The organism is Natrarchaeobius oligotrophus (assembly GCF_003841465.1).
GTDB classification, from domain to species: Archaea; Halobacteriota; Halobacteria; order Halobacteriales; family Natrialbaceae; genus Natrarchaeobius; species Natrarchaeobius oligotrophus.
Map to the genome: position 1 here is coordinate 221,931 of NZ_REFZ01000007.1, position 18,579 is coordinate 240,509.

13 protein-coding genes and 1 pseudogene are annotated in these 18,579 nt (G+C 55.1%); 11 read left to right on the top strand and 3 right to left on the bottom strand.

The features are described 5' to 3' along the window. Window positions 1-434 precede the first annotated feature (434 nt). The gene (gene mutS, locus EA472_RS12530; protein ID WP_124191853.1) at window positions 435-3,203 is read left to right on the top strand and encodes a DNA mismatch repair protein MutS; all 2,769 of its coding nucleotides are present in this window, start codon (window positions 435-437) and stop codon (window positions 3,201-3,203) included. A 90-nt stretch (window positions 3,204-3,293) separates the two neighbouring features. On the opposite strand, the gene nucS is transcribed toward mutS, so the two are convergent. After that, window positions 3,294-4,043 carry an endonuclease NucS gene (gene nucS, locus EA472_RS12535; RefSeq protein WP_124191854.1) on the bottom strand — a complete coding sequence of 250 codons (750 nt, stop codon included), beginning with the start codon at window positions 4,041-4,043 and terminating at the stop codon, window positions 3,294-3,296. Window positions 4,044-4,152: 109 nt separating this feature from the next. Between nucS and EA472_RS12540 the strand changes: the two genes are divergently transcribed. After that, window positions 4,153-4,755, top strand: coding sequence for a hypothetical protein (locus EA472_RS12540; protein WP_124191855.1), 603 nt, complete (start codon window positions 4,153-4,155; stop codon window positions 4,753-4,755). Between the two features lie 201 nt (window positions 4,756-4,956). On the opposite strand, the gene EA472_RS12545 is transcribed toward EA472_RS12540, so the two are convergent. Beyond that, window positions 4,957-5,451, bottom strand: a complete 495-nt coding sequence (locus EA472_RS12545; RefSeq protein WP_124191856.1) for a hypothetical protein — start codon at window positions 5,449-5,451, stop codon at window positions 4,957-4,959. Window positions 5,452-5,781: 330 nt separating this feature from the next. On the opposite strand from EA472_RS12545, the gene EA472_RS12550 reads away from it, so the two are divergent. Further along, a complete protein-coding gene (locus EA472_RS12550) occupies window positions 5,782-7,716 on the top strand; it encodes a beta-CASP ribonuclease aCPSF1 (protein ID WP_124191857.1) in 1,935 nt (644 codons plus the stop codon). A gap of 278 nt (window positions 7,717-7,994) precedes the next feature. Next, on the top strand, window positions 7,995-8,261 hold the full coding sequence (locus EA472_RS12555) for a hypothetical protein (protein ID WP_124191858.1): 267 nt from the start codon (window positions 7,995-7,997) through the stop codon (window positions 8,259-8,261). Between the two features lie 160 nt (window positions 8,262-8,421). On the opposite strand, the pseudogene EA472_RS12560 reads toward EA472_RS12555, so the two are convergent. Then, window positions 8,422-8,709 (bottom strand): annotated as a pseudogene (locus tag EA472_RS12560) (endonuclease III domain-containing protein); the annotation flags it as partial. 288 nt (window positions 8,710-8,997) lie between these two features. Here EA472_RS12560 and EA472_RS12565 point away from each other — a divergent pair. The 7 genes from EA472_RS12565 to EA472_RS12595 all read left to right on the top strand — a co-directional run bounded on the left by EA472_RS12565 (window position 8,998) and on the right by EA472_RS12595 (window position 18,091). Beyond that, window positions 8,998-9,198: a hypothetical protein gene (locus EA472_RS12565; RefSeq protein WP_124191859.1), complete on the top strand. Its 201-nt coding sequence runs from the start codon at window positions 8,998-9,000 to the stop codon at window positions 9,196-9,198. A 778-nt stretch (window positions 9,199-9,976) separates the two neighbouring features. Beyond that, window positions 9,977-10,423 carry a hypothetical protein gene (locus tag EA472_RS12570; RefSeq protein ID WP_124191860.1) on the top strand — a complete coding sequence of 149 codons (447 nt, stop codon included), beginning with the start codon at window positions 9,977-9,979 and terminating at the stop codon, window positions 10,421-10,423. A gap of 662 nt (window positions 10,424-11,085) precedes the next feature. Further along, a complete protein-coding gene (locus EA472_RS12575; RefSeq protein ID WP_124191861.1) occupies window positions 11,086-14,583 on the top strand; it encodes an Eco57I restriction-modification methylase domain-containing protein in 3,498 nt (1,165 codons plus the stop codon). Between the two features lie 17 nt (window positions 14,584-14,600). Further along, entirely contained in the window at window positions 14,601-15,122 is a 522-nt protein-coding gene (locus tag EA472_RS12580; protein WP_124191862.1) for a TATA-box-binding protein C, read from the top strand. 188 nt (window positions 15,123-15,310) lie between these two features. Next, window positions 15,311-16,381: a hypothetical protein gene (locus EA472_RS12585; RefSeq protein ID WP_124191863.1), complete on the top strand. Its 1,071-nt coding sequence runs from the start codon at window positions 15,311-15,313 to the stop codon at window positions 16,379-16,381. A gap of 271 nt (window positions 16,382-16,652) precedes the next feature. Further along, a complete protein-coding gene (locus tag EA472_RS12590; RefSeq protein WP_243637841.1) occupies window positions 16,653-16,928 on the top strand; it encodes a hypothetical protein in 276 nt (91 codons plus the stop codon). A gap of 845 nt (window positions 16,929-17,773) precedes the next feature. Further along, complete coding sequence (locus EA472_RS12595; RefSeq protein ID WP_124191864.1) at window positions 17,774-18,091, top strand: hypothetical protein; 318 nt, start codon at window positions 17,774-17,776, stop codon at window positions 18,089-18,091. The last annotated feature ends 488 nt before the right edge of the window (window positions 18,092-18,579 follow it).

Here is an 18,579-nt window from a genome sequence, read left to right on the forward strand (position 1 = left end):
GCAACGGAACCTGTGCGTACATATCCATGTCACGGTACGAATCGGTCAACTGATACGGAGTGAATTTTCTCGCTTCTATCTGTAAACAGCGAGCGAATCCCACCGTTCACGGTAGGCGGGTATCGCGTCACTGGACGAAACAATCTCTGATTCCGACGGTCCGTTACAGGCCCCCCCTTGCAGCGGAGTCACTCGACCCGGAACCGAGTAGCACGGCCGTTCTTGGAAGTCGTGCGAGGGCCGATGGACCGTCGTCGGATGCGTAGGGCTCGGTCCGTGCTCGGAATTCACTGCACCGCCGTTACCAGTCGTCGCGTTCGTTCGCAGAATTCCCCCTCGAGCCGGTATCTATCCCCCGTCGAACGAATCCGGTCGAAAACGTCGTCGATCGACGACCAGCAAGCTATTTCCGCGTTCGGCGGCGGGATTCGAGTATGGATCCGGCGCTTGGCCCTCCCGAAGAGATGGCCGAGAAACGCGACGAGCTGACGCCGATGATGCGTCAGTACCACGACCTCTGTGCGCGCTACGACGACGCACTCGTGCTCTTTCAGGTCGGTGACTTCTACGAGACGTTCTGCGGAGCCGCAGAGCGGACCGCGCGACTGCTCGAGATTGCACTCACCAGCCGCGAGGACAGCACGGGCGAGTATCCGATGTCCGGCATTCCGATCGACAACGCCGAATCGTACATCGAGGAGCTGCTCGAGGCCGGCTATCGCGTCGCCGTCGCCGATCAGGTCGAAGAGCCCGGCGAGTCGCCGGGCGTCGTCGAGCGGGCGGTCACCCGCGTCATCACGCCGGGGACGCTCACCGAGGACGAACTGCTCGCGAGCGACGACAACAACTTCGTCGCCGCGGTCGCTCGCGGCGACGGGATCGACGGGCGCTCGAGCGAGGACGAACTCGCGCTGGCACTGCTCGACGTCTCGACCGGTGACTTTCTCGCGACGAGTTCGCGGTCGACGGCGGCTATCGCCGACGAGGTCAGTCGGTTCGACCCCGCCGAGGCGGTCGTCGGTCCGGACGCGTCGGGGGACGTCCTCCCGGACGACTGCATGGTGACGCCGTTCGATCCCGGGGCGTTCGATCGCGACGGGGCTGGGGAGTTGCTCTCGTCGTACTTCGGCGACCCGGACGCGCTGCTCGCCGGTGACGCCGAGGTTCGCGCCTGCGGTGGCGTACTCGCGTACGCCGAGTACGTCCGGGGTGGCGAGCACGAGGGTGAGCGCGGACGAGAGCGCGAAGACGTGGACGAACACGAACCCGGAGACGGCGACGGAAGCGGTTCCACGGCGGGTGAGACACCCCGTCGCCGCCTCGAGTACCTCACCCACCTCACCCGGTACGATCCCCGTGAGTACCTGCTGCTCGACGCCGTTGCCCTTCGAAGCCTCGAGCTGTTCGAACCGCGGGCCGTCCGCGGCCGCGAAGACGCGACGCTCGTCGGGATCGTCGACGAGACCGCGAGCGCCCTCGGCGGCCGGAAGCTTCGCGACTGGATTCGCCGACCGCTGCTCGAGTCCGACCGGATCGAGTCGCGACTCGACGCCGTCGAGGAGCTGACCGGCGCCGTCCAGACCCGGGAAGCGCTACACGAGAATCTCCGGGACGTTTACGACCTCGAGCGGCTCATCGGACGCATATCCCGCGAGCGCGCGAACGCCAGGGATCTCCGTTCCCTCCGCGACACCCTCGCGGTCGTCCCCGAGCTTCGGGCGCTGCTCGACGACTGCGACTGCGACCGACTCGAACGGCTGCGCGCGGACCTCGATCCCCTTTCTGACGTCCGCACGCTCGTCGACGACGCGGTCGTCGAGGATCCCCCCATCGAGATTACCGAGGGGGGAATCGTCGCGGAGGGGTACGACGAGACGCTCGACGAGCTGCGCTCGACCGCGCGAGACGGCAAGCAGTGGATCGACGACCTCGAGGAGCGCGAGCGCGAGCGGACCGGGGTCGACTCGCTGAAGGTCGGCTACAACTCGGTTCACGGCTACTACATCGAGGTGACGAACCCGAACCTCGAGGCGGTGCCCGACGACTACGAGCGCCGTCAGACGCTGAAGAACGCCGAACGGTTCGTCACGCCGGAGCTGAAAGAACGCGAGGATCGGATCGTCAGCGCCGAAGAGCGGGCGGACGAACGCGAGTACGAACTCTTTCGCTCGGTTCGCCGCGAGATCGCAGACGAGGTCGAGCGCGTCCAGCGGCTCGCAGACGCGGTCGCCACCCTCGACGCGCTCGTCTCGCTCGCGACGGTCGCCGCCCAGTACGACTACTGCCGCCCGGACATTCTCGAGCGTCCCGACGGCCGGACCGACGACGGGACGGCGGGCGGTCTCGAGATCGACGTCGAGGGCGGTCGCCACCCCGTCGTCGAGCGGACCCAGGAGTCGTTCGTTCCCAACGACGCCCGCCTGACCGACGACCGGCGGCTGGCGGTGATCACCGGACCGAACATGTCCGGCAAATCGACGTACATGCGCCAGGTCGCCCAGATCGTTCTCCTGGCACAGGTCGGGAGCTTCGTCCCGGCGAAGTCGGCGCGAATCACCCCGGTCGAGCGAATCTTCACGCGCGTGGGTGCGAGCGACGACATCGCGGGCGGCCGCTCGACGTTCATGATCGAGATGGACGAACTGGCGACGATCCTGCACGAAGCCGACGAGCGCTCGCTCGTCCTGCTCGACGAGGTCGGTCGAGGTACCTCGACCGCGGATGGACTCGCCATCGCGCGGGCGATCACCGAGCACGTCCACGACGAGGTCGGCGCGACGACCCTGTTCGCGACCCACCACCACGCGCTGACCGACCTCGCGGACGACCTCGAGGGCGCGTTCACGCTCCACTTCGAGGTCGATCGGGACGACGGCGAGGTCGTCTTCCGTCACGAGATCGCTCCCGGCGCGGCGACCGGCTCCTACGGGGTCGAGGTCGCGACCGCAGCGGGCGTCCCCGGTCCCGTCGTCGAGCGGGCTCGAGAGCTGGCCGCCGAGACCGACGGCGACGAACTCGAGGCGGGCGAGACGGTCGAGGGCGACCGGCCGGTGACGGACGGATCGACGACGACCGCAACCGCGGACGGGGGAGACGTGCCCGCGGACGTCGCCGCCGAGCTTCGGGCGCTGGATCTCGCGCACCTCACGCCAGTCGAGGCGCTGACCGAACTCGATCGGCTCAAGCGATTGCTCGAGGAGTGAGCGACGCGGCGCGATCTCGTCGCGTTTCGATCACGGCGATGGTGCGGAAAACGCGAAATCGGAATCGGCAGTTCGAACGAGTAACGCACGTTACCCGGGATCGGGCTCGAGCGAGACGAACTCGAGTCCGTGTTCGGCCAGCAGTCGGTCGGCGCGGTCGGTGACGGAGGGAGCGACGAGAACGCCTCGAACTGCAGCGTCGGCGTGGAGGTCGCGCTCGACGGCGTCGACGTACCGCCGAAGTTGACTCACCGCGTCCGGGCCGACGCGGCGGCGTTTGAGTTCGACTACGACGGTCCGGCCGGCCGCGTCCTCGCCGTAGACGTCGACGGCCCCGGCGGGCGTGTCGCGTTCGGTCGCCAGCGGCGAAAAGCCCGGCTCGAGCAGATCTGGCTCGTCGAGGATTCGCGTTCGGAGGTCCGCTTCGGTTCCCGACAGCGAGAGGTCGCTCTCGTCGGTTCCCGAGAACGCGGATACCTGGAGCACGTCGGTAAATCGAACGAGAAGCCGTTCTTCGGGCGTCGATCGCAGGCTCTCGAGGACGAGAACGTCGGCTCCGTCCGCTCGAACGCGCCGCACGTCGTGATCGCAGCCGGGCGGCTGCCAGTTGACGGGTTGCTGACCCTCGTCCGTGTGTACGAGCGTCGCACCGTCGGGTTTGAGCATGACGTGGCGATCGCCCGCCTCGAGTCGGCTCGCGGCGCGACCCTCGTAGTCGACCGTACACCGACCGAAGACGGTGACGAGCGCGTCGCGCTCGAGGCCGTCGGATATCGCGTCGTGGGCGGCCTCGACGGACGGGTGGTTGACGGTGGAGAGAGTAGCGTTTTCCGTCGTCACTGTTTTTCGGTAGCTGATCGGCCGATAAAAGCAACGCGACACGCGACGGCCCTCCGAACGATCGATGCAGAAAGCCTTACAATCGATCCGACCCGCCGGCTAGTGAACGATGTCAAACTTCAAGACGCGGCGGCGGTTACTGCAACTCACCGGAACGGGCATCACGGCGTCCGTCGCCGGCTGTTCCGATCTCAGCGTGACGGACTCCGGAAACGGCGACGGAAGCGACGGTCAGCAGGAACTCACCGCGATCGCAGAGCCGCAGGCGAGCGAGATTCAGGATCTTCAGGAGCAGGTGTTCGAGGGCGAACTGTCCGAGGAAGAAGCCATCCAGCGCCAGCAAGAACTCCACCAGGAGGCGATCGACAACTTCGAGGATCGCGTCGATTCCGAGTCCGACGCCGATCTCAGCATCGAGGAGGGAGAGGAGGGATCCGGACTGTACCTCGTCGACGGCTCCGCCGACGTGCTGGTCGACGCCCTTCGAACCGGAGACATCGCCGTGCTGGGTTCGAGCGACCTCTACGACCAGATCCAGCAACAACAGCAACAACAGCAACAGCCCGACGGCGACGAGATAGACGAGGAGGATCTCGAGGAGATCCAGGACGAACTCGAGGGCGACGCGGACGACGCCGAATCCGAGGACGAGGGCGACGCCACAGACGAGTCGGACGCGGACGACGCGGACGCCGAATCCGAGGACGACTGACGCGATTTTCTCCCGGCGAGTTCGAGTCTGGTCGGTTCTCGAGTCGGAGACGACTCGCGTCTGTGAGTCTCTCTCCGACCCGGTCCGGCGGTTCGACGCGGGCTCGCGTCCAATCTTCGGGGCCGGACCCTGCAGAGTCGGTGCCAGCGCGAGCACCGCAATCGTCGGCGGCGTCTCCGTCCGATCGGAACCGCGACCGCCTCAGGGATCCTCGGGATCGACGGCGAACGGACTCTCGCGTTCGGTCCAGTCCCACCCGGGAATTCGCTCCTGGAACCCGGCCGCCAGCGCCGCCTCGAGGTCGTCGATCCCCGCGTTCTCGTCCTCGTCGCCGTGAACGCGGAGATCGGCGTAGTGAAACGTCGCCTCGCCGAGCGTCCGTAGCGGCTGGGTGCCGGCGATCGTCGCAGCCAGTTCCCGGCCGAGGATCTCGTCGACGACGAATCCCGGATAGTCGCCTTCGACGTCGAGGGATCTGAGGATCGCGACCAGCGCGGCGACGTTGACGGCCAGATCGCCGTCCGCAAACACCTCGTCGACCTCCGCGACGTACTGGGCATCGGTCACGCGATCGACGTCGGTCTCGAAGACCGCTCCCAGATCGTCGCGAACGCCGTTGACGATCGGGACGACGGTCGACGCTCGGTTTCGAACCCACTCGTACTCGCCGTGAACGCGCTCTCGCGTAACGTTCATGGGTCGGATTCGATCCGGATCGCCCTGGATTTTGCGAAGGCTTTTATACCACGCAGAGGATACCGTCAGGTAAGCGGGTTCTCCCTGGAATCTTCCCGCACGGACCAGGATAACCGACCTGGGAACGTATTCGTCACGACACGGAGTTCACAGGATGATTCGGAAGAGGAGACGTACTGCGCCGTCCCGTACGGGGCGTTCGCGGTCTCGATTGGCCTACACCGTCCGAATGCGGATGGCCACCGGGACGTCGCTCTCCGCTTCGTCTCCCCTCCACCTCGGCGGATCCGTTCCCCGGCGGCGAGTTCACGCAAGCCACATCTGGCGATTATGAGCACTGTAGAGCAGCAACTCGACGATTTGCAAGCAAAGATCACGAGCGAGCTACCGAGCGATATCTCGGTCTCCTCGGTGAAGTACGAAGGACCGGAACTGGTCGTCTACACGCGCGATCCGAAGAAGTTCGCCCGCCAGGGCGATCTCATCCGCAAGCTCGCGAGTAAACTTCGCAAGCGGATCACCGTCCGTCCGGATCCGAGCGTTCTCTCGCGGCCCGAGGCGGCTCGCGAGGAGATCATGAGCGTCATCCCCGAAGAGGCGGGCGTCACCGACCTCGATTTCCACGCCGACACCGGCGAGGTCGTCATCGAAGCCGAGAAGCCGGGGATGGTGATCGGCCGCCACGGCTCGACTCTCCGGGACATCACCAAAAACGTCGGCTGGACGCCCGAAGTCGTCCGGACGCCTCCCATCGAGTCCTCGACGGTCTCGAACGTCCGCAGCTTCCTCAAACAGGAGCGCGAGGAACGACGGGACATCTTGGAGCGAGTCGGCCGACAGATCCACCGCGAGGAGATGTCCGACGACGAGTACGTCCGCATCACGACGCTCGGGTGCTGTCGCGAGGTCGGACGCGCCTCGTTCATCCTCTCGACGCCCGAGACGCGGATCCTCATCGACTGCGGCGACAAGCCGGGAGCCGAGGGCGAAGTGCCGTACCTCCACGCACCGGAAGCGCTCGGCGCTGGCCCTCAGACCATCGACGCGGTCGTGTTGACTCACGCCCACCTCGACCACTCCGCGCTCATCCCGCTTTTGTTCAAGTACGGCTACGACGGCCCGATTTACTGCACCGAGCCCACCCGCGATCTGATGGGGCTGCTCACGCTCGACTACCTCGACGTCGCGGCCAAGGAGGGACGGACGCCGCCGTACGAGTCCGAGCAGGTTCGCGAAGCCATCAAACACTGCGTTCCCCTCGAGTACGGCGACGTCACGGACATCGCGCCGGACGTCAAACTGACGTTCCACAACGCGGGCCACATTCTCGGCTCGGCGGTCTCGCACTTCCACATCGGCGACGGCCTCTACAACGTCGCCTTTTCCGGCGACATTCACTACAAGGACACTCGCCTGTTCAACGGCGCCGTCAACGACTTCCCGCGCGTCGAGACGCTCGTCCTCGAGTCGACCTACGGCGGTCGAAACGACTACCAGACCGATCAGAAAGATTCCGAGCGGAAGCTGAAGGAGGTCATCCAGGAGACGTACGACCGCGGCGGGAAGATCCTCATTCCGGCGTTCGCGGTCGGTCGATCCCAGGAGATCATGCTCGTCATCGAAGAGGCGATGCGCTCGGGCGACATCCCCTCGATGCCGGTTCACCTCGACGGGATGATCTGGGAGGCAACTGCGATCCACACGACCTATCCCGAGTACCTGCGCGACGACCTTCGCGACCGCATCTTCCACGATGACGAGAATCCGTTCCTCGCCGAGGAGTTCAACCACATCGACGGCGGCGAGGAGGAACGCCAGGACGTCGCCGACGGCGATCCCTGTATCATCCTCTCGACGTCCGGGATGGTCACCGGGGGCCCCATCATGTCCTGGCTGGGCCACATCGGTCCCGATCCGGATTCGACGCTCGTTTTCGTCGGCTACCAGGCCCAGGGTACTCTCGGCCGACGCATCCAGAACGGCTGGGACGAGATCCCCACCAGCGAAGTCGGTGCGATGAACGGCGACAACGGTCGCGGCACACTCTCGCTCAACATGGACGTCGAGACCGTCGACGGCTTCTCCGGCCACGCGGATCGCGCGGGCCTCGAGAACTTCGTCAAGACGATGAATCCCCGCCCCGAGAAGGTCCTCTGCGTTCACGGCGACGAGCGCTCGACACAGGACCTCTCGTCGGCGCTGTACCACGACTACAACATGCGCACGTTCGCGCCGAAGAACCTCGAGACGTTCCGGTTCCTGTAAGGGGACCGGCGCACTCGCCGCCGGCCGCTACGGCACGGACGGTCAGCAGAACGCGACGACCCACGTTTGGCCGCCGATTTCTCCTACGACCGTCCGATCGGCAGACGACAACGCGACCCTCGACGAGCCACCGTCGACGCGCGACGGACGACGCACACGCGTTCCAACGCTTCGATTACGACCACGACGTCGTTCGGAGTTCGGCGTCGGCGAGGGAAATCGAATCCGATACGCTGGAACGAACCTTATTAATACGATGGTAAGATTTTGTTCAACCAATGGATGAAACTCGTTCGAAATACGCTGGAACCGTCGTTTCGCTCCTCGAGGAACGGCGCGTCGACGTCGCTCTGACGATCGCGATCGGCGCGGCGTTGATCGGATTCGTTGCCGTGGGAAGCGGGATGGTGGTCGTCGCCGCGTTGCTGGTCGCACTGACGGCGCTGGTGGTCGGGTTCGTTCCGTCCGTCGACTACGACGGACCGCCCCCGACGACGCTGGCGCTGTTCGCCGTCGGCGTTGGACTCGTCGTCGTCCTGCTGTAAACGCTCTCCGCCTCCGGTCGTCGATTGCGTCAGTGCCGCGCGGTCACGTTTCCACCGTTGCGAAGCTCACGTCGACGGCGTATACGGACTGTCGTCCGTCGTCGCCGGTACCACCACGACCGCCCTGCTATCAACCGGCCAATCGGTACGACCGACCGTATCAGTCGATCGCGTCGGCGGGATCGATCACCTCGCCGGTCTCAGGATAGACGCCGACCTGATCGCAGACGTCGCCCATCGGACAAGCGTCGGGATCCTCGAGGCAGGCCGGCTTCCGGGCAGTGCAGTACTCCCGGCCGAACTGAATCGTCGCCGTGTGCCCGAAGCCGCACTTCTCGGCGGGAACCTGGTTCTCGAGGGCGGCCCGGACCTCCTCGTGGTCGGCGTCGGCGGACGCGACGCCCAGCCGACGGTAGATCCGGTGAACGTGCGTGTCGACCGGAAAGACAAAAACAAACACAATCAAACCGCTAGCAACCTACCCCGAATGATACCGCCGCTCATGACGCCAAAAATCACTCGCATTATCCTCGCCCAGATAGACTTTGGTGTCGCACTCAGTGCAGCGATACCAACCCGCATCCGATTCATCTGAGACGCGGACGTAGCGAGATCGAAGGATTTGATTGATATCTCCCGGACGTTCTCTCATACATTAAATTAGAATCTTACAGCATATTGGTTTAAGCACAAAGATGCGCGGTTTAAGTGCGAAGCTGGCATCAATCCGACTGCAATGAACGCCAACCAGCAACAACTACCGCCCGCCCAGTGTGAATTGTTCGTTACCAACGACGCGGCTCACTGTAGCATCCAATACGGAGCCGGACTCGACCAAGTCGTCAACGCCGCCCACAACGAAATCAAATGGGCCATGGATCGAGACGACTGCAAACTCGAAGTCATCGACGTCCACAACATCGACCCCACCGCATGACCCCCAGTGTTACCAATGACACAAATCACCCTCAACGCCGGAGCAATAAGCACCGATGTTCGATGCGACAACTCGAACCCCGAACAACTAGCCTGCATCGCCAAACAACTACAACAATGGCAAATGCAGCAATGGAGCCATGTCAGCGGAGACGCAGTAACCGTCCAACCCGACGTATACGAACTCTAATATTACCCATGAGCCTCGTTCAAGCATACACCGGACTCCTAAAACTCATCTTCTGGACAGGGCTAACCCTGTTAACCGCAGTAATACTCCTCGCAGTGCTGTAATGGATTAATAGGCCTCCAGATTATCACTAATCATATATCTCCTGTGGCGCATCTATCAACATAGGACCCGCCATTTTGGCATCGTTAGTGAGTCGCCGAGAAACTTGAGGAATTAGTTTAGCAGACGTGCATCGTCGTCAGCGCCGTCGGCAACACACCTACCTACTGTCCCCACTGCGGACGCGAGGCAAACATTCACTCACTACAGGAGCGGGACTTCCTCAAGTGATGCGTCCGCATCCTAGCGTCACCAAATATCATATTGTGTGATTATCATAGATTCTCATGAGTGTTGAGTGAATTTTGATGAATATTCTTTGATATCTTTCAAGCCCACTCGATAAATGGAGGTGTCGTACCCCCACATATATTATGTAAGAATATGAACCAGAGTCAGAAAATTTCATGATAATATCATTTGATTCATATACATATTTAATATTGTCACCGGTATTCCTTTGTTCGAAAATTATATTTTTTACTGTATGGAAGACTTAGATAAGAAATCTCGCGAGATGATGCATGTATTAGAGAACAATGGCGGCCGCGCTTCGACAACCGAAATTAAACGTCGGGTTGGAATTGAAGAAAATCGATCAGTAACATATCGGTGGGAGAAACTCGCCGACACCGGATATGTCGAAATCACCCGTGATGAAACATTGACTCCTGATGGAGTCCCCCCTACCATCGTTGGCACGATAACTGACGAGGGATGGCGAGCGCTAGATGAGGGATTGGCGGCTTCTACCGAACCCGACCATGCAACTGTCGATGGGCGGCTTGATAATCTTGATCAGAGACTCCACGCGCTGGAAACAAAACACGACGAAACTCGTCGTGATCTTGATGGTCTTATTCAGTTTATTAATAATGAGATCGTCCCATTGGTTGCTAAAATAGAAGATCACCACGACAAAAATTATAAATAGGACAGATATTGATTATTAATTGTACCTCCCCCATTCATCCCATATTTATTTGCGTTTTCCAAAGAACATCGCGTTCGTGAGAAATGTTTAAACTCGATTAATAGTTGATGTTCTATCCCACTACACACAAAATATTTAAGATCCCAGTACATCTACAAATATAGACCCACACCTTTGTCTTCGTTGTGTTGAGCTACGCTCAACGCTCGAAGACCGAAGGTCTTCGTTGTTCTGACAAGGTACGCTCTTTAGGTGAGCGCGGAAACAGACTGTACTGAGCAAAGCCAAGGTTCTGCCTATCCATAATTTATGTCTACTAACACCGTTAGTTATCAAAAAATTTATCAAGCTACCCTCTCTTGATTACCGATAGAAATTCTTCGGTAATGTTAGTGGAAAAATGCAGGACGACGGCTGCCTATCAAACTTGGAAGGACATAATAACTTGAAGCAGGGGTGCAATATGTTAGTGAGGTGGAATGGGTACTGGCATTCCTATCTGGCAAGACTATTTTGAGCAAACTCGATTGGAGAATATCTGAACCTAACTCCTTCCCAGCACTCGAAAGTTGCTTTTGTTCTCTCGGTTAAGTAAAAATGAGAATCACCGAGGACGAACAAATAGATGAAAGTTTATGTCATGGTGACGGAAACGAGAGGCTATGTCGGAAGCTACACTTTCAAACTTCCATAAATCACTTGTTGCTCTTCACAAAGAGATTCGTGAGGAAGGAAGTGAGTTCGACTTTCGGTACTCTCTCGTAGACCACCTATTTACCGATGCTCTGGGATGGTCTCGTAATGAGGGTGAGGGGCACGTCAACTTTGAGGACGACCGCAAAGATGTTCTTTGCTATGATGACAGTGAACCTCCTTTTCCAGTTATTGTATGCGAGACCAAGCGACCGTCCCATGATCTCGACCTCTCTGACGTTGAGCAGTTAGAAATTTACATGAACGGTGTCGGGAGTGCCAAATATGGGATACTCACGAACGGCCATACATTCCGAATTTATGAATACAAACCCGAAGACCAGTCGATTACTTCGATAAGTGACTTCGACATTGGCGAAATAGCGACTACTGATTTAGACCAGCTTACGCAGTCACAACGGGACGCGCTCGCGGAACTAGAATATCTCCGTCAAGATCGACATGTCAATTTTACGGACCCTGAACTCTTTAGGGAAACGTACCAAGAAGTCCCAGTCCAGTATCAAGAAGGTGCCCCTGACGAAGGATACGAAATATTCTTAGATGCAGTTAGACAGTCCCTCGACGAATTAACGGAAGTTCTCAAAAGGTTCTTTGATGACTACCGTGATCGAGAGGAGGGTTCCTATCCAAAGGACTTCTTGGAAACTACGTTCCCTGATTGGAAGGAGTGGCGTGAGTACACTGGACAAAGTGGGAACGCAAAAGAGGCCTTCTGCCGAGAGACGGCCTACATAATTCTCAACCGAGCACTGTTCGCTCGTATCGCAGAAGATAAGGAGATTGTCGGTCGTACGCGGCTCTCCTCACGGGGCATGGCGGAAGAGCTAGAACGTGAAGAACCACGCCCTTACCTTGACGCGCTGATGGACACATACGACCGGATTGACGATCACTACCCGGATCTTTATGAGCTTAGTATCTTCGACTGGTGGTGGGTGAGTAAAGATAAACGAAGCAGCTTTGACAGCGAGGAAACCCGTAAACAGCGAAACCTCGAAAAGGAACTTAACTACACGCTTGGGAGTGTTATCAAACGCCTCAACCGTTTCGACTTCGAGTACGTCAATCGAGACATCCTTGGACATGTATACGAGGACTACCTGCCTAAGCAGGAGCGGAAGGAGCTTGGCGAATACTACACGCCGCTTGAGGTTGTCCAATTCATGCTCGATTCCGTGGATTACCATCCAAACGAGAGGATTGGCCAAAAGAAGGTCCTTGACCCAGCTTGTGGGAGCGGCACCTTCCTTACGGAGGTTACAGAGCGACTTATCCAGCATTTCCTACAAAAGTTCAACAAGACAAGTGTTCATCAATTAGATGCTGATGAAGCCCGGACAATTCTCGAACGCGTAGAGAACAACGTCTATGGGATCGACATCAACCCCTTCGCAGTCCATATCTCTCAAATCAATCTCCTATTCCGTACTATTGACCTGTACGACAAAGTGGCTGAGAAAGATCCCCACTATTCTATGGATGGGTTTGAAATCCATGTTGCAGATACCCTCTCACCGACCTTGTTGGAAAAGCAAGAGGCGAGTACGGATATGGAAGGCGAGCAATCCTCGCTTGAACAATTCGCCGACTACAACGGCCGGGCACAGACTTTCATTGAGGACCGCAATGCTGTTGACCGAATCAAGGACAAGGAAGAGTTTGATATTATCGCAGCAAATCCGCCCTATGTCCGTATCCAGAACTTGAGCGGGATGAAGGACACGTACTCGGCCCGATATGCGAGTGCTATCAAAAACTTCGATATCTATGTACCATTCATTGAGCGCGGACTGGAGTGGCTAAGTGAGAATGGCAAACTAGCATACATTTGTCCAAACAGGGTCGTTGTGGCCGACTACGCGCAGGAAATTCGGAATCAATTAGTCGAGGAGCCAATCACCAGTCTCATTGATTTCAAAGACGCTGATGTTTTCGATGTTCCCACCCCTTATCCCTGTATTATTACTATTGACCGCGAAGAATCCATAGATGAAAATCAAGTGCGGTGTGCGCGGTTTGCCGAAAAGAATGACGGTGCATTGAACGAGATCGGATACCTCGATAGGTGGAAGACTCCCGATACCGAGACCGGGTACGATTTATTCAAATATCCACAGGTGAAGTTAGCGAGAGATAATGAAGGAACACCAGCTATCTGGAAGCCGATGCCCAAGGACGAACGAAGGGTTTTTGACAAAATTGAGCAATCAGCAGACCTTCGTCTGGACGATATTTCTAAAGATATTTTCGTGGGCATGCAGACGAGCGCTGATCGCGTCTATATTGGTGAGGTTCGGGAGTCGGAAGAAGAAGGCCTCGTCGAGTTCAAGCCCGGGGGAGAAGATGACTATCGGTTAATCGAGAAAGACATCCTTCGGCGCGTTCTAAAAGGTGATGAGATCCACCGCTGGAAATTTGACTGGCAGAACCTATGGGTTGTCTTCCCGTATGAGATCCGCGACGAGGAAGCAAACCTACTTCCAAAGGTAACTCTACAAGAAGAATATCCCTACGCGTGGGAGTTCTTTGAAGATCACGAAGAGCGCCTAAAACAACGAGACGGTGGTAGCTGGCGTGACGTGGAACAGTGGTGGGCATTCGGCCGAAAACAAAATATCGAGAAGTTTGAATCAGACAAGATCATGCTCGGTGTACTTCGGCAAGAACCCTCGTTCGTTCCTGACACAGAGGGACGGTACTATTTCGTAGGTGGGGGAACAGCAGGCGGATATGGCCTCCGCTTGCGAGAAGAATACGCGGCAACCGCATCAGACACGTTATATTTCGGCGGGCTGCTAAACTCTCGTGTTATCGAGTTCTACCACAAACACATTAGCTTTATTTTTAATAGTAAGTTCTATTCATATGGGAAGAACTTCCTGAAACCTCTCCCAGTAGTTCTCTCTCAACAGGATGAACAAATTTCATCAATAGCAGAAGAGATTCGGGACACCATCGAGACAATTACTGAGTTAGAGGTTCGAACAAGCGATATTCTGAACTATCTACCATCCTACGAACAGGAATCAACAGTTCTTGACTTAGCGAAGTCGATTGATCTTGATGATGACGATTATCGACAACAACCCATCCGGACTAATGACAAGATGGAGGTGAGTTCCGAGAAAGTCTATCAGGTCGTGATGAAGCGCGGTCACACAATTGACTTCGAGAACGAAATGGTTCGAGACTTTGTATTTAAAACCCTCAAAGCACAAAACAAACGCCTCTCTCGGTCCGAGATACTAAATATGAGTGTTCCAGTAGAAGAGAACGTCATAGCCCTAATGGAAGAGTATGAATCAGATGTCGATCAGATCGCGGAGTTAGAACAAAAAGCCGAAGACTTACAGACAGAATTGGATGAAGTTGTCCTTAAGGACACATATGGGCTTGATGATAAAGAAGTAGCTGTGGTAGACGACTTTTTGGATATTTGGTAAAATCTCAGTGATATAGAATGGAAATTGTAAATATCGTTGCAACAGGAGTGCTAAATTATGACGAATTAGATATCACTGAGCTATATGACGATCTTGATGATGAGATTTCTCGATTAAAGCCGGGGAGGTTGGACATACAATATGGCGATGAGACCCCACTCATAATGATATATCCCGCTGGGACCTACACAATTCCCGGTGCAACCTCAAGGGAAGAGCTTCAACAGGTTCGTGAGAAATTCATAAATCACCTTGTGGAAGTTACTAAGGGAGAACTATCTGAATCGTCATTTTCTATCAAATATATGGTCTTCATGCACGATTTGGGGGAGGAAATAGACTTAGAAGCATTGGCTATACAACTCGGTTTCGAGAACGTTGAATATGAGCCAGAGCAATTTGCAGGACTGATTTACCGGACGGACAACCCATCTGGAGTCGTTCTCATTTTTTCTAGTGGAAAGATTCTGTTCACCGGGTTCGAAGGAAAGGAGGAAGCAGAAACAGTCAAAGACCAACTGATGGATCAACTACTGTAAACCTACTTCGTAACACATCATGTTGGCGTATATTCCCATTTTGATTGTGAGCCTTGTTTAGACGCTTCTGAATAGGAGAGTCGGAAACACAGCGCGTATCAATCACAGCTAACAGTGAAATCGTAAGGCACGAAAGGAGAATTAGTACTGACAATGACTAAGTGGATTGACTATATGACTCATAACAGATGGTCACGGCTGGGAAGACTATTGAAGATCAGATTAGATCACATGGTGTTAAAGCTGCACTTGTCAGTGGAGTCTTCACCACAGCCGTGTTCGGGTCTGCGTATCTTCTCCCAGTCCCATTTGCCCGTACGATTTCAATTGTTGGGGTAGGTTTTACTCTCTTGACTGGAACTGCCAGTACATACCTCAATTATCAAACTGAGCAGCGGGAACGCGATAATGAACGGTTCGGGAAGATGGCGAAAGCAGTCGAACGGGAGCGTGAAGCGCGCGAAGAACGGGACGAGGCACAAACGGATCTCCGTGAGTATCAGCGGATGACTCGCATCCTTGAAGACCGAGACGTGGACTTGGCGAAACTCATTGATAACCAGACTGAATCAAGTCAGATTGCACTACTTGTATTTCGCGACCAAGAGGCTCCAGAAGACCACGACTATTACCAAGCTGAGAACGAAGATAACCAGAACAAGTTCATCCGGTACCGGACAATGGAGGAGTACGATGGGGAGACAATCTCCTCATTCACGTGGATGCTGCCGCCGAGTGTCGTCGCTGAAGAGGGTCTCGAAAATGCGACTCGTAACGAACTGAAGCAGTGGTTCCGTGAGAACGTTTACGACTACTACGATGATGAGGAGTTCCAAGCGAACGTTCTCTTAATGGGTTTGATGGATGTGAGTTCCATCTTCTCCATTACAAAAGAGGAAACGAAGCTTGGAAAATTCGCCGAGAATCTCATTGAATATGACGATGAGTTCACGGAAGAGGATTTCTACGAAGCCTTGGCCGAGGAGCGCGTGAATATGCTGGAAGAGGTGAAATCTGGTCGCCTTGTATTCTTCCTTCCTGACAGTCTAGACAAAGACACAGTGGATCGTGTTCGAGACGGGAGTGAGGTTGTCAAGTCAGAGTTGACCGACGGCGGACTACGAGAGATAGCTGACGAAGACAGCGTTAAACCGCTAAGTGAGGGCTTCAAGAAGCTCAGTATTTCACGGCCAGAGGAGTTAGCTAGTGAAATAGTTGAAGAAGCTCAGATGTGGGAGGAGAAAATTGACGAAGCCTAAACACTATCTCCCCATTAGTCTGGATAAATGAAATAATTGACTAAATTATTACATTAGTGAATGTTCCAACCAACTATATTCTAAGATACAAATGTTAACACTATGCCTGAGGGATTAACGCTATATGTTGACGACCGACAAGAAGTCCGACGACGAAAACAAGAACTAGAGCTTCAACATGATGAACTTTGGGACGCGTACGGACACGAAATTGATCAGGCTATTGTATATCTCGCCCTCGAAAATCCGGATCTCCTATTGGCGAAGTTAGATGAAATACAAAGCAAATAAATCTCCAGTACCGAAGGAGCATAACTTGAGCATGGTTCAACAATTTGATTTGGGTGACAATGTCCGCGTGGATATTCCCGACAAAACTGATCCGGACTTTGATGATTTTCATGGAAAATACGGTGTGATTGATGAGATTATAGAGGATGATGCAGGGGATGAAACAGGGGACGAGCGAGACAGTAAATTATACAGAGTCGAGTTTGATGATGGGAAAATCATGGACTTTCGATGGAAAGACCTTCGGCCTCGGTAACTCCGCTCTGCTATTCTGGTCTTAGATTTGGTCTGTGCTATTTTTTGCGACCAATTAAATACCAGAACCATTATTAAAATATTTGATTCCAAAACCCAAACTAGCAATCTCACGTCACAGATATTCGCTTCTATACTTTTCTACTGTATGCAAAATATACGACTCATATACCACCTTTGTTAACTAATATTGGGTTGAGAGCCATGGTTGTGGTATTATTCCGAAATGGGTTTAACTATTCATCTTATAGAACGAACTGCATATGGACGAGACAACACCAATTGAGGGAATTGAAGTAACACTCGAAAATCAAACTGTCACTGCAACTCCGATTTGCCAGTCATCTGAATGCGATGATACAGCAGATTACGCGCTCCCGAGTCCGGAGGCGCATCCTGATAACAAATGGCGACTGTGTGAACAACATTTGGAAGAAACGAATGGCCATGACCCATATCATCTCAAAAATAAAGGCTGGCACCTAAGAAAACTGTACTACTTCTGTGAGCGCTGTAACCTCCAGATTTCCCATAACGTGCTGGAGGAACATGACTGTCAATCAGGTTAGAAAGTTTGCTGATGAACTGAACAGTGAAGATCTAACCACGACGTTCCGCCAGACCGGGAATAGTTGATGGCCATGCCATTCTCCCTTGTAGCAGACGATGCGTGTCTCGGAATTACGTGCGAGTAGAGAATTCAGGATAATAATCTGTGGAATACTTGTAAAATAGTGGCGCACGACTCCTGCTGCGCGCGTTCCCAATATTAATGTTTGGGAAACTATACTCTATATTATTCGTATTGGGGAAACAATTTACTATCATTATCGATATAGCTAATACATGGTTGACAACCATTCAAACGATGGATCAAGCGGTGAACAATACGATTCGAAAACCGCCGTCACTGACTGCCGCAATGAGCCTACTGAAAATAATGACTCGTATTGGTACCTAAACAATAGCGAGCGCGAAGCACTGCGGGAGAAGGGCATTACAGAAGGTGAAATCGAGTGGTTAGAACGTGCGCGAGTGAGCATGTCCAAGTGGCGCAATCCAAATGGGTTCTTGCCCGCGGACAATCCCGAGGGAAAAGAAACAACGTTCGTCTCCGGACGGACGATCCTATCTCGTAAGCGGCTCAACTCCAATGAAGAGTAGCAGCCAATGTAATTCCGACCGACAAGTAAAGTGAGGATGATCTCGTGTGACATTCGTGCTATGGATTCAGTAGAAACCGAACGTCCTATTCAGATCATGTCAGGAGGAGTCTTCTGAATATAGAGGGTGAGTGCAGCACGACGATTCCGTTTGTTTCACATCGAAAGCAGTGAACCATCCGCACACTACACGTGCGAACTGAACAAAAAGCACATTCACCCACATAATCAAAACATCCTTTCAATCTAAATAGGGACGAACTTTATACGTAATGGTGCCTGTATCTTGTCTATGGGCTACAATGGTGACGAAACCAGAGAGAGGGGAGAAACTCCAATAGAGGAAATACCCTTACTAGTAGACTCAGCTTTGAACGTTAGCGTCGGCTGTTGAGTGAACGAAAAGGTGGTCGATCTCTTGCATAAGGTCATCGACGCCACGATCATCGTTGTCTCGAACCCACGAGAGCAGGTTGTAAACGGCTTCCT

Excerpts from the sequence above, each read along its gene's own strand:
- mutS (WP_124191853.1), top strand. The coding sequence starts at position 435 with ATGGATCCGGCGCTTGGCCCTCCCGAAGAGATGGCCGAGAAACGCGAC.
- EA472_RS12540 (WP_124191855.1), top strand. The coding sequence starts at position 4,153 with ATGTCAAACTTCAAGACGCGGCGGCGGTTACTGCAACTCACCGGAACG.
- EA472_RS12545 (WP_124191856.1), bottom strand. The coding sequence starts at position 5,451 with ATGAACGTTACGCGAGAGCGCGTTCACGGCGAGTACGAGTGGGTTCGA.
- EA472_RS12550 (WP_124191857.1), top strand. The coding sequence starts at position 5,782 with ATGAGCACTGTAGAGCAGCAACTCGACGATTTGCAAGCAAAGATCACG.
- EA472_RS12555 (WP_124191858.1), top strand. The coding sequence starts at position 7,995 with ATGGATGAAACTCGTTCGAAATACGCTGGAACCGTCGTTTCGCTCCTC.
- EA472_RS12565 (WP_124191859.1), top strand. The coding sequence starts at position 8,998 with ATGAACGCCAACCAGCAACAACTACCGCCCGCCCAGTGTGAATTGTTC.
- EA472_RS12570 (WP_124191860.1), top strand. The coding sequence starts at position 9,977 with ATGGAAGACTTAGATAAGAAATCTCGCGAGATGATGCATGTATTAGAG.
- EA472_RS12575 (WP_124191861.1), top strand. The coding sequence starts at position 11,086 with ATGTCGGAAGCTACACTTTCAAACTTCCATAAATCACTTGTTGCTCTT.
- EA472_RS12580 (WP_124191862.1), top strand. The coding sequence starts at position 14,601 with ATGGAAATTGTAAATATCGTTGCAACAGGAGTGCTAAATTATGACGAA.
- EA472_RS12585 (WP_124191863.1), top strand. The coding sequence starts at position 15,311 with ATGGTCACGGCTGGGAAGACTATTGAAGATCAGATTAGATCACATGGT.
- EA472_RS12590 (WP_243637841.1), top strand. The coding sequence starts at position 16,653 with ATGAAATACAAAGCAAATAAATCTCCAGTACCGAAGGAGCATAACTTG.
- EA472_RS12595 (WP_124191864.1), top strand. The coding sequence starts at position 17,774 with ATGGTTGACAACCATTCAAACGATGGATCAAGCGGTGAACAATACGAT.